This window comes from Glutamicibacter sp. BS14, from assembly GCF_056934375.1.
This window is the reverse complement of sequence record NZ_CM167801.1, coordinates 3454384-3465535: the sequence shown is the minus strand read 5'-3', so window position 1 is coordinate 3465535 and position 11152 is coordinate 3454384. Positions and strand designations below refer to the sequence as shown.

General features: G+C 61.7%; 11 protein-coding genes. 8 read left to right on the top strand and 3 right to left on the bottom strand.

All coding sequences use genetic code 11. The annotated features are described in order from the left end of the window. Window position 1: 1 nt before the first annotated feature. Complete coding sequence (locus AC1Z36_RS16410; protein WP_105657135.1) at window positions 2–703, top strand: hypothetical protein; 702 nt, start codon at window positions 2–4, stop codon at window positions 701–703. A gap of 79 nt (window positions 704–782) precedes the next feature. Here AC1Z36_RS16410 and AC1Z36_RS16405 read toward each other — a convergent pair whose 3' ends face one another. Further along, window positions 783–1001 carry an acyl-CoA carboxylase subunit epsilon gene (locus AC1Z36_RS16405; protein ID WP_105657136.1) on the bottom strand — a complete coding sequence of 73 codons (219 nt, stop codon included), beginning with the start codon at window positions 999–1001 and terminating at the stop codon, window positions 783–785. A gap of 52 nt (window positions 1002–1053) precedes the next feature. Beyond that, entirely contained in the window at window positions 1054–2664 is a 1611-nt protein-coding gene (locus AC1Z36_RS16400) for an acyl-CoA carboxylase subunit beta (RefSeq protein ID WP_105657137.1), read from the bottom strand. A gap of 195 nt (window positions 2665–2859) precedes the next feature. Here AC1Z36_RS16400 and AC1Z36_RS16395 point away from each other — a divergent pair, with 195 nt between their 5' ends. From AC1Z36_RS16395 to AC1Z36_RS16365, 7 genes are all read left to right on the top strand, one after another. Continuing rightward, complete coding sequence (locus tag AC1Z36_RS16395) at window positions 2860–3717, top strand: SDR family oxidoreductase (RefSeq protein WP_105657138.1); 858 nt, start codon at window positions 2860–2862, stop codon at window positions 3715–3717. Between the two features lie 57 nt (window positions 3718–3774). Then, window positions 3775–4641 carry a biotin--[acetyl-CoA-carboxylase] ligase gene (locus AC1Z36_RS16390; protein ID WP_105657139.1) on the top strand — a complete coding sequence of 289 codons (867 nt, stop codon included), beginning with the start codon at window positions 3775–3777 and terminating at the stop codon, window positions 4639–4641. 86 nt (window positions 4642–4727) lie between these two features. Continuing rightward, window positions 4728–5276, top strand: a complete 549-nt coding sequence (locus AC1Z36_RS16385) for a hypothetical protein (protein ID WP_105657140.1) — start codon at window positions 4728–4730, stop codon at window positions 5274–5276. Next, window positions 5273–6484 (top strand): adenylate/guanylate cyclase domain-containing protein, encoded by a 1212-nt coding sequence (locus AC1Z36_RS16380; RefSeq protein ID WP_105657141.1) that lies wholly within the window; start codon window positions 5273–5275, stop codon window positions 6482–6484. The genes AC1Z36_RS16385 and AC1Z36_RS16380 overlap by 4 nt, the downstream gene beginning before the upstream one ends. Continuing rightward, window positions 6484–7440, top strand: coding sequence for a PP2C family protein-serine/threonine phosphatase (locus tag AC1Z36_RS16375; protein ID WP_105657142.1), 957 nt, complete (start codon window positions 6484–6486; stop codon window positions 7438–7440). The genes AC1Z36_RS16380 and AC1Z36_RS16375 overlap by 1 nt, the downstream gene beginning before the upstream one ends. A gap of 47 nt (window positions 7441–7487) precedes the next feature. Beyond that, complete coding sequence (gene ligA, locus AC1Z36_RS16370; protein ID WP_286134146.1) at window positions 7488–9764, top strand: NAD-dependent DNA ligase LigA; 2277 nt, start codon at window positions 7488–7490, stop codon at window positions 9762–9764. 2 nt (window positions 9765–9766) lie between these two features. Continuing rightward, entirely contained in the window at window positions 9767–10567 is an 801-nt protein-coding gene (locus AC1Z36_RS16365) for an inositol monophosphatase family protein (RefSeq protein WP_105657144.1), read from the top strand. Here the strand turns inward: AC1Z36_RS16365 and AC1Z36_RS16360 are convergent. After that, window positions 10564–11121 (bottom strand): hypothetical protein, encoded by a 558-nt coding sequence (locus tag AC1Z36_RS16360; protein ID WP_105661756.1) that lies wholly within the window; start codon window positions 11119–11121, stop codon window positions 10564–10566. The genes AC1Z36_RS16365 and AC1Z36_RS16360 overlap by 4 nt on opposite strands. Window positions 11122–11152: the final 31 nt, after the last annotated feature.

Genomic DNA, 11152 nt, shown 5'->3' with positions numbered 1-11152 from the left:
GATGAGTGAAGTAACTATCGAGTACTGCGGACAGTATTATCCTGTCCAAGACGCCAAGCCCTTCACCATCGGCCGAGAAGGCGATCTGGCCATCGACGACAATCCCTACTTGCACCGGCACTTCTTGACGATTACCAAGCAAAGCGGGCTGTGGTGGCTTAATAACGTCGGTAGCCGGCTGACCGCGACGATTGCTGACCGTACCGGCGGACTGCAGGCCTGGCTCTCGCCGGAATCGAGCCTGCCCCTGGTGCTGAACCGGGTGGGCGTGGTTTTCACCGCCGGTCCCACCACCTACGAGCTATCGATTCATGTTGCGCAGCCGGCATTCCGGCAGGCCTACATGGACTACGACGCTTCGGGCGAGACCACCATTGGCCCGGTGCTGCTGACCAGTGCCCAGCGGGCCTTGGTCGTTGTCCTGGCTGAGCCGATGCTGCGCCGTGAAGGCACTGGCTTGAGTTCAATTCCCACAAGTGCCGTTGCCGCCGCCCGGCTGGGGTGGGGAATTACGAAGTTCAATCGCAAACTCGATAACGTCTGCGACAAATTGGACAAGGCCGGCGTGGCCGGGCTGCGCGGGGGGCCTGGAAAATTGGCCACCAACCGCAGGGCGCGACTGGTGGAACACGCTGTGAGTTCGCATCTGGTGACTCGTGCAGACCTAGCCATCTTGGACTTCGAAGTTCCCGACGAAGACTAGGATGCCAGCGGCGCTGCACAGAGCAATGGCCCGGAAAATTCCGCTAGGGAACGTTCCGGGCCATCGCTTTCAGCAGGCCTTAGCGCCGGCCAATAGTCCAGCCCAAACGCGGGGCCAGCGCCCGGCGCCTGCGGATCCGGGCTACACGCTTCTTGGGCTCTGCGGCTTCTGGTGCAGGAGCCGGAGTATTGCCCATGGCAGCGAGCAGCGCGGTAACTACCGCCACTTCCTCGTCACTGGGGTTTCCCTTGGTGACGCGGATCTGCGGGGCAACAGGCAACGCAGCGTTCTGTTCCATGGGAGTGCTCCTTATTGGTTTTAGCTGGTACTAGGCGGGCAGGCACTGCTGCTTACAGCGGGATGTTGCCGTGCTTCTTCGGCGGCAGGCTAACGTGCTTCTCGCGCAGTGCGCGCAGGCCGCGAACCAGCTGGAAGCGGGTCTCGCTCGGGGCGATGACCGCATCCACGTAGCCCAGCTCCGCCGCCTGGTAGGGGTTGAGCAGTTCGGCCTCGTAGTCGTCGATAATCTGCTTGCGGCGTGCCTCGACGTCTCCGCCTTCGGCTTCCACTGCGGCCAGATCGCGGCGGTAGAGGATGTTCACTGCGCCCTGGGCACCCATCACGCCGATTTGCGCGGTAGGCCAAGCCAGGTTCAGGTCCGCGCCCAGCTTCTTCGAACCCATCACGATGTACGCTCCGCCGTAGGCCTTGCGGGTGATCACGGTCAGCTTCGGCACCGTGGCCTCGGCGTAGGCGTAGAGCAGCTTCGCACCGCGGCGGATGATGCCCTGGAATTCCTGGTCCTTGCCCGGCAGGAAGCCTGGCACGTCCACGAAGGTGAGGATCGGGATGTTGAAGGCGTCGCAGTTGCGCACGAAGCGGGCAGCTTTTTCCGAGGCGGCGATATCCAAGGTGCCAGCGAACTGCATTGGCTGGTTGGCGACGATGCCCACGGTGCGCCCTTCGATGCGGGCGTAGCCAATCATCACGTTCGGTGCATACAGCGACTGCATTTCAAAGAAATGCTCGTCGTCGACAACCGACTCGATGACCGTGCGCATGTCATAAGGCTGGTTGGCGGAGTCCGGGATGAGCGTATCGAGCTCCAGGTCCTCGGCAGTGATATCCAGCTCTTCATCGAATTCGGCAATCAGCGGATCCGAGAGGTTGGACGACGGGAGGAAGTCCAGCAGTTCCTTGCAGAACTCCACGGCGTCTTCTTCATCGGACGCAAGATAGGTGGCGGTACCGGTATTGGCGTTGTGCTGGCGGGCGCCGCCCAGGGTTTCCATGTCGATTTCCTCGCCGGTAACCGTCTTGATGACGTCCGGACCGGTGATGAACATGTGGCTGGTCTTGTCGACCATGATCACGTAGTCGGTCAGTGCAGGGGAGTACGCTGCACCACCGGCCGATGGGCCCATGATCAGCGAGATCTGCGGGACAACGCCCGAGGCATGGACATTGTTGCGGAAGATGTCGGCGAACATGGCCAGGGAAGCGACGCCTTCTTGGATGCGGGCACCTCCGCCATCCAGGATGCCGACAACTGGGCAGCCGTTGCGCAGCGCAAATTCCTGGACCTTGACGATTTTCTCGCCATTGACCTGGGACAGGGAGCCGCCGTAGACGGTGAAGTCCTGGGAGTAGACAGCCACCAGGCGGCCATCGACGGTGCCGTAGCCGGAGACCAGCCCATCGCCTAATGGCTTCTTCTTCTCCATGCCGAAGGCGGTGGAGCGGTGGACTGCGAGGGCGTCGAACTCAACGAAGGAATCCTCGTCCATGAGCATTTCAATGCGTTCGCGGGCAGTGTGCTTGCCGCGGGAGTGCTGCTTTTCAATCGCTGCTTCGCCACTTGGCGCTTTAGAGAGCTTCTGGCGGCGGCGGAACTCAGCAAGCTTTCCGGCGGTGGTGGACAGGTCGATTGACTCGGCTGCCTCGGTTCTGCCCTGCGTCATGCCTTCGACTCCCTCGAGTTGTCTTCAATGTGTAGGAATGGCACAAGAAAAATGCCAACTAAGCCAGTCTAGCTGGGCAAACAGCTCATTTGTTTGTAGGAATCTTACAAAATGGCCCGATATCTGGTGCGTGGCACGCCAGAATAAGTTACTGAACAGTAGCTTAGTGGGGGATCATCGCGTAATCTATATCACATGACTAGTGAATCGCGCACTCTTATCGCACCTGTTCCCGGGAACCTGGAAAACCGCACCATCCTGATGAGCGGCGGTAGCCGCGGCATCGGCCTGGCTATCGCCCTGGCCGCAGCCAGGCTGGGGGCCAACGTGGTCCTGCTGTCCAAGACCGATACGCCGCATCCGGCACTGGAAGGGACCATCCATACCGCCGTTGCGCAAATCGAAGAAGCAGGTGGCAAGGGCCTGGCCGTAGTTGGCGATGTCCGCGTGGACGCCGATGTGCAGCGCGCGGTGGAAGAGGCGGTTGCAAAGTTCGGCGGCATCGACATTGTGGTCAACAACGCCTCGGCCATCAACCTGGCCAAGACCGATCAGCTTGATATGAAGCGCTACGACCTGATGCAGGACATCAACGTCCGCGGCACTTTCCTGCTCTCAAAGTCCGCGCTCCCGTACCTGCGCGCCTCCGAGCATGCCCATGTACTCACCCTCTCCCCGCCATTGAACCTGGAACCGAAGTGGGCTGGACGGCATTTGGCCTACACCATGGCCAAATACGGCATGTCGCTGACCACCCTTGGCCTGGCCGAAGAGCTGAAGGACGATGGCGTCGGCGTGAACTCGCTCTGGCCCGAAACCCTGATCGATACCGCAGCCATCCGGAACCTGCCAGGCGGACAGGAAATGGTTCAGGGAGCGCGCGACGCTTCGGTCGTGGCAGATGCCGCCATGGCCATTCTTGCCAGCCCGCCGGCCGGAGTCAGCGGAAACTTCTTCACGGATGGACAGGTGCTGACGCTGGCTGGGGAGACGGACCTGGAGAAGTACACCTTGAACCCCGAAGTCCCGCTGGTTGAAGACATCTTCCTCTAGGCAGATGACGAGGCAGGACTAAGCGTAATCATCGGCCGGTGCCATAGGGTTGGAGGTATGGAAAACCCGCATGGCACCGACCGCGCAATTCTCGATTCCCGGCTCTTCACCGAGCTCACCGCCCAGCTGGAATTGGGGCTGGTTAATATCAAGCCAACCTCCGGTTCAACCAATACCGAGTTGGCGCAACTGGCTGGCAATGGGGATGCCGGCCACCTCAGCGTGTACTTCACGGAGCACCAGCAGGCAGGCAAAGGGCGTTTGGGCCGTGAATGGGTAACTCCGGCAGGATCCTCCCTGACCGTCAGTGTCTTGGCGGTGCCGGGTCCCAGCTTCCCTGCCGAATCCCTGTCTTGGTACACCATGCTTGCGGCCTTGGCCTGGAGCCGAGCCGCCGAGAATATCGGCGGCGTTCCCTTGGGCATCAAATGGCCCAACGATTTGTTGGCCGGAGAGCAGAAAGTCTGCGGCATACTGGCGCAAATGGTTCCAACTGGCAACGGCTACGGGGTAGTGGTTGGCACCGGAATCAACGTGAACCAGAACCGGGACGAGCTTCCGGTGCCCACCGCGACGTCCCTGCGTTTGGCTGGCGCCCAGAACTTGGACCGCACCGAACTGCTGGCTGAGTACCTGAAGCAATTCGCAGCACTGGATCAGGGTTTCCGCCGGGTCGGCGGCTTTGCGCAGATGCCGTTGCCGGGAAATAATGGAAAATCTTTGCGCCAGCTCGTCAGCGACAAGCTGGCCACACTGGGACATGAAGTGCGTGTGGAATTCCCCGATGGATCCACGCTAGTTGGCAACGCGGTCGAGTTGGGCGCAGACGGCTCACTGGTTCTGGAATATGGAACCGGGCAGCGGAAGCACGTGATGGCAGGGGACGTGCACCACGTACGGCGCGCCGACGGAAAGTATGCCTAACCAGACTTGGGTCTTGGCCCGGGACTATTATTGGAGATGATGACCGAAACACGGAGTCGAGAACAGGAGGGGCGAGGAACAACACGATGAAGTTGCCGCTGCATGAAAGGGAACGAGTGATTATCAAAACTCGTGAACATTCGCGAGTGCTGCGCCAGCCCGTGGGAGCCTTCCTCGTATTGACTGCCGTGTGCACCTTCTCGTTGGGCTATCTCTCCCGGGACGATCTCTCGGACTGGCTAGCTGGCAACGCGAATGTGTGGATGGTCGTTTCGGTGGTTCTCTGGGCCGCACTGGTGCTGATCTGGAGCGTGATTCCCTGGGCCCGGTGGCTACGCAGCCAAATCGTCTTGACCACCGAGCGGATCATGTTCCGGCCCACATACAACGATGGCAAGCTGCAATCTGTAGGATTATTTACAGTTCGCGACCTCGTCGCGCACAGCAAGGCGAAGAACACCATGACGCGTGCGGGAACCTTGGATATCGTGCTGAACCAGGGATACGTGAGACTCTCACATGTCCCCTCGGTACCGTATTTCCGTTCCCTGGCAATGGAGGCGATGGCGAACCTGCGCAGCAACCAGAATGCGGTGCATACCGAAACGACGAACAGTGAGGGCATGGGGGCATGAGCACCGAGCACACCAACACACCCCGAGCAGACTCTCCGCAGTCCGCCGCCGAGGCTGTCCGCGGCGCCCGCCAGCACCCCCCTGTGGCCACACCGGCCGAGTCGGATCCAATTTTCGAACTTGCGCAGGCCATGGAAGGCCCCTTGCGCATTCCGGCCCACACCCCCGACGCTGTCCGCGACACCGTCGCTTCGCTGGAAAGGCGGCTCATCGGCGGCCAACGCGAATTCCGTCGCCGCGAGGTCGCTTCCGAGGCCGGTGTTTCCCTGCACTCCGCGCGCAAGCTCTGGCGCGCCATCGGCTTCCCTGAACTCAGCGATGATGAAGTGTTCTTCACCCAGGCCGACAAGGAAGCCCTGGGCACCATGGTGGGGATGGTCCGCGAAGGCAAGCTGACCGAAGAAACCGCCATTTCCCTGATGCGTTCGGTTGGCCAGATGACTGACCGCATGGTGGTGTGGCAGATCGAAGCACTGGTTGAGGACATGATCGCCAACCAGAACATGTCGGACCGCCAGGCGCGCCGCCAGCTTTTCGGCCTGCTGCCCGAAATCATTCCAGCGATTGAAGACCTGCTGCTCTACTCATGGCGCCGCCAGCTGAACTCTGCCGTGCACCGCATGGCATTGCGGGTGGAAACCGGAGTGGCTGCCTACAACCAAGACCGTGGCGACGAAGATGGCGGCACCCCGCTGCCGCTGGCCCGTGCGGTGGGCTTTGCCGACCTGGTCTCCTACACTTCGCTGTCGCGCCGCATGAACGAGCGCACCCTGGCCCAGCTGGTGCAGCGCTTCGAAGCCAAATGCGCCGAGGTCATTTCCGTGGGCGGTGGCCGCCTGGTCAAGACCATTGGCGATGAAGTGCTCTACGTGGCCGAAACCCCGCAGGCTGGCGCCGAGATTGCGCTGTCCCTGTCGCGCGAGCTGGCCAAGGACGAGCTCTTCCCGCAAACCCGCGGCGCGGTGGTCTGGGGCCGGCTGCTCTCACGCCTGGGTGATATCTATGGTCCTACGGTGAACATGGCGGCTCGGCTGACCTCGCTGGCGGAACCGGGCACCGTGCTGACCGACGCGATTACCGCAAACACGTTGCGCAATGACGCACGCTTTGTGCTCACCGCCCAGGAAATCACCGCGGTGCGCGGCTTTGGAGACATTCAACCCTATGAGCTCTCCGCAGGCGAGGGAGCAGGACTGGTGATCGACTAATGGCTAAAGAACCAGCACCGGTACCGTTCATCCTCGCCGCGGCAGGGCTGACGGACGTGGGCCGGAAACGAACGCAAAACCAGGACCGCATCCTGATGCATGACATCGTGTATGCGGTAGCCGACGGCATGGGCGGTCACGAAGCTGGCGAGGTGGCCAGCCAGCTTGCGGTGGAAACGATGCAGGAAATCTGCACCTTCGCCAATAAGACGTCGGTTCGGAAACTGCCATCCGTGCCGGATGTCCAGCGCCAGGTGCAACTGGCTGATGACCGCATTCGCGAAGCGCTTGAATCACGTGGCGGCACTACCTTGTGCGCATTGGTGCAGATCAAGACCCCCGGCAAAGGCCGGGACAATGTGACCGCTCCACTGGCCGCGGTGCCGCCCTGGACCTCAAGTTTCGCGATGACGCAGAACACTGATGTCATCTCCAAGATCACTCCGCAAATGCTGGAGAACCACCGCGCCAGTTTGGCTCCAGCTACCGAGCCGATCCCGGTGGTCGCCGATGAAATCCCGAGCTTGTTGCTGGTCAACGTGGGGGACTCGCGCGGATACCGGTTGCGTGATGGCGCCCTGCAGCAGCTGACCCGTGACCACTCGGCCGTGCAGGAAATGGTGGATGCCGGGCAGATCACCGAGTTGGAAGCCCGCAATCATCCGCACCGGAATCTGATTACCCGTGCGCTTGGCGCCGGCGCCGAAAGCCAGCCGGATCTCACCGTCTTGCAGCCACGCATCGGCGACCGCTACATGCTGTGCAGCGACGGGCTCTCGGGCGAACTGACCGAAGACATCTTGCAGACCTTGCTGGTGAACTACAAGGACCGCACCGAAGCGGCCCGGATTCTCACCGGGGCCGCACTGGAAGCTGGCGGCCGGGACAACATCGCGGTGATTGTCCTTGATGTGCTGGCAGCCGAGTCCGCGCAAATTGACGCACCTGGGAACTAGGGCTCCAAGCCAGCTAAACTGTCCGCCGGTGGGGCACAATTGAATACGTGAGTGAAAAAGACGTAACACCAGTTGAGGCCACCAACGTTCCGCCAGAAGCTGACAAGTCCCGCTATGAACAGCTGGTCGAGCAGATCCGTGCCCACCGCGAGGCGTACTACCAAAACGATGCTCCTCTGGTCTCCGACGCGCAATACGATGCGTTGTTCCATGAGCTCCAGCTGCTCGAGGCAACCTATCCCATCCTGGCTGGACAGGATTCGCCCACGCAGGAAGTCGGCGGCGAAGTTTCCGCCGCCTTCGCATCGGTCACCCACGCAAGCCGCATGTACTCGCTGGAAGACGTTTTCTCACTTGATGAACTCGAAGCGTGGCTCGAACGTGCCCAGGTCAATGCCGAACGCCTGCACCCGCAAACCCCGGTCAAGTGGCTGTGCGAAGTCAAAATCGATGGCCTGGCACTGAACCTGACCTACCGCCAGGGCAAGCTGGTGCGTGCAGCTACCCGCGGCGACGGCACCACCGGTGAAGACGTTACCCACAATGCGCTGACCATCGGCGACATCCCGCAGGAGTTGTCCGGCACCGGCTGGCCCGAAGAATTCGAAGTCCGCGGCGAAGTTTTCATTGCCACCGATGACTTCAACAAGTTCAACGAAGCGTTGATTGCCCAGGGCAAGGCGCCCCTGGCCAACCCGCGCAACGCGGCCGCCGGGTCCTTGCGCCAGAAAGACCCGGAACAGACTGCTAAGCGCCCGCTGCGCATGTTCGTGCACGGACTGGGCCGCAGCCGCGATTTCAACCTTGCTGAACAGTCCCAGGCTTACGAGCTGATGCGCAACTGGGGTCTTCCGGTTTCGCCCTACGGCCGCGTTGTCGGCAGCCGCCAGGAAGCCAAGGACTACATTGCCGAGCACGGCGAGAAGCGCCACGACTTGATCCATGACATCGATGGCATCGTCATCAAGGTCGATGACCTGGCCACCCAGGAACAGCTGGGCTACACCTCGCGTGTTCCACGCTGGGCTGTCGCCTACAAGTACCCGCCAGAAGAAGTGCACACCAAGCTGCTGGACATCCAGGTCCAGGTGGGGCGCACCGGCCGCGTGACGCCTTTCGGCGTGATGGAACCGGTCCTCGTCGCTGGCTCCACCGTTGCCCGCGCGACCCTGCACAACCAGGAAGTCGTCAAGGCGAAGAACGTCAAGATTGGCGACACCATTATCCTGCGCAAGGCGGGAGACGTCATCCCTGAAATTGTTGGCCCGGTGCTGCCACTGCGTGACGGCAACGAAGACCTGCGTGATTTCGTCATGCCTGTCGAATGCCCATCCTGCGGGCAGCCACTGGCGCCGGCCAAGGAAGGCGATGTGGACATTCGTTGCCTCAACGCTGAATCCTGCCCGGCCCAGCTCACCGAACGCGTGGCCTACCTCGGCGGACGCAGCGCCCTTGATATCGAGGCACTGGGCTACGAAGCAGCGGCGGCCCTGACCAGCGGTCCGGGCGAGGACCCTGCCACCCAGGGCGGCATCATTCTGCCTGCTGGCCCCGGCCCGCTGAAAAACGAAGCCGAACTGTTCAACCTCAAGGACATGCTCGACGAGCTTGGCGAGGTGAAGGTATGGCGGGAAAAGCGTTCCAAGGGGGAGGGCACCGGCATTTTCGAGCTCGTCCCGTACTTCTACTCCAAGGCCACCGCCAAGAAGCCGTCAGAACCAACCAAGAGCACCATGAAGCTGCTCGATGAGCTGGAAAAGGCCAAGGGCAACCCGCTGTGGCGCGTGCTGGTGGCACTGTCCATCCGCCACGTTGGCCCGAACGCTTCGCGGGCCATTGCCACCCGCTACGGCTCCATGGATGCCCTGCTCGAGGTCCTTGACTCGGGCAACGCCGAGGCTGAACTGAGCGAAATCGATTCCGTCGGATCAATCATTGCCGACGCGCTGGTGGACTGGTTCAAGGTGGATTGGCACCGTGAAATTGTCTCCTCCTGGCAGGCCGCTGGGGTGAAGATGGAAGACGAGCAAGATGCGAACATCACCAAGAACCTCGAAGGCTTGGCCATTGTGGTGACCGGTACCTTGGAACACTATTCCCGCGATACCGCCAAGGAAGCGATCATTGTCCGTGGCGGCAAGGCCACCGGCAGCGTTTCGAAGAAGACGGACTTCCTGGTGGCCGGCGAAGCCGCAGGGTCAAAGCTGGACAAAGCCCAGTCCCTGGGTGTTCCGGTACTGGACGAAACCGGATTCGGCGTCCTGCTTGAACAGGGCCCAGACGCAGCGCGCGAGGTAGCCCTCGCCGCACTAACGGAAGGCTAGAAATGGACCGCGCAGTGACTCATGATCCGCTGGTAATGGTTGCCCGCCGGGCCGCCGCCGCCGGCGCCGAAGTACTCAACCGCCGCGATGAATCGCAGTTCAACCTCACCGACAAATCGGCGGCCGGGGACTGGGTGACCGACTTCGACCGTGCCGCCGAGGAAGCAATTCGCGCGGCCATCCTGACCTCCCGGCCCAACGACGAACTGACCGGCGAGGAATATCCAAGTGCCAAGCCTGCGAACCCGAGCGGCTTGCGCTGGAGCATTGATCCGCTGGATGGCACCACGAACTTCGTGCGCAACATCGCCTATTACTGCTCCTCGGTGGGCGTCTGCCAACGCAATGAGGATGGCAGCGAGACCTGGGTAGCCGCGGCCATCGTCGCCCCTGCATTGCAGGTGGAATACTTCGCCGGAAAGGGATTGGGTGCATGGAAGCTTGATCTGCGATCCGGGAAGCTCACACAGCTCACCGGGCCGGCCGAATCCGAGACCAGGATCCTGGCAACTGGCTTCGGCTATGATTCCCAGCGCCGCCAGTTCCAGGCCCAAGTGCTCGGGCAGATGCTCCAGGACTACGTCAATGTGCGCCGACTCGGCTCGGCCGCGCTGGACCTGTGCCTGGTGGCCGAGGGGTCTTTGGACGCCTACGCCGAATATGGCACCCAGGAGTATGACTGGGCTGCCGGCGCGCTGATTGCGGAGGAAGCCGGATGCCAGGTAGGCCGGCCCAGCAGCAACCCGGGCTGGCAGTACGCCGGATTGGTGGATCCAGCCAAGCTCGCGGAGCCTAGCGCCTAGGGAAGCAAAGCTGCTATCCACTGATGCGCGTAATGGATGGCGATGCCCACAGCTACACCGCCGCACACCTGTGCGGCGGTGTGCTGGTAGCTGCGGATCCGGGCCCAGGAAAGCACCGCAAGGAAGAACACCACTAGCGGCATCAGCTCGGCCTGCTGTCCCGCCACCTGCAAAACAACGTAGGTGCCCACAGCCAGGTGCACCGAGACCTTCCACCACAAATTGATCACGGCAACAAGCGCCAATCCAAGCAGGATGCTGAGCACTTCGAGGAAGATCCCGGAACCGGCATCCATGACCCGCAGCACGAGCAGGCCGCACAGGATCAATCCTGCGGTATAGGCATAGATCCCATGCCGCTGACGCCGGACGGTCACGTGCATATCGGTGACCTTGCCGCGCAGTTTCGCCCCGGCCAGGATCAGCCACGGAATAATCGTGGTGAACAAGGCGGCAACAATCGACTCGGTCCAGCGCACTGAGGAATCCCGCCATGGCGTTGCCAACAGCAACACGGTGGCCAGGATAATGGGGGAGAGCACGTGCGAAACCACTAAGGCGATTTTTCGCACCGCAAGAGGTGAG

Excerpts from the sequence above, each read along its gene's own strand:
- AC1Z36_RS16410 (WP_105657135.1), top strand. The coding sequence starts at position 2 with ATGAGTGAAGTAACTATCGAGTACTGCGGACAGTATTATCCTGTCCAA.
- AC1Z36_RS16405 (WP_105657136.1), bottom strand. The coding sequence starts at position 1,001 with ATGGAACAGAACGCTGCGTTGCCTGTTGCCCCGCAGATCCGCGTCACC.
- AC1Z36_RS16400 (WP_105657137.1), bottom strand. The coding sequence starts at position 2,664 with ATGACGCAGGGCAGAACCGAGGCAGCCGAGTCAATCGACCTGTCCACC.
- AC1Z36_RS16395 (WP_105657138.1), top strand. The coding sequence starts at position 2,860 with ATGACTAGTGAATCGCGCACTCTTATCGCACCTGTTCCCGGGAACCTG.
- AC1Z36_RS16390 (WP_105657139.1), top strand. The coding sequence starts at position 3,775 with ATGGAAAACCCGCATGGCACCGACCGCGCAATTCTCGATTCCCGGCTC.
- AC1Z36_RS16385 (WP_105657140.1), top strand. The coding sequence starts at position 4,728 with ATGAAGTTGCCGCTGCATGAAAGGGAACGAGTGATTATCAAAACTCGT.
- AC1Z36_RS16380 (WP_105657141.1), top strand. The coding sequence starts at position 5,273 with ATGAGCACCGAGCACACCAACACACCCCGAGCAGACTCTCCGCAGTCC.
- AC1Z36_RS16375 (WP_105657142.1), top strand. The coding sequence starts at position 6,484 with ATGGCTAAAGAACCAGCACCGGTACCGTTCATCCTCGCCGCGGCAGGG.
- AC1Z36_RS16365 (WP_105657144.1), top strand. The coding sequence starts at position 9,767 with ATGGACCGCGCAGTGACTCATGATCCGCTGGTAATGGTTGCCCGCCGG.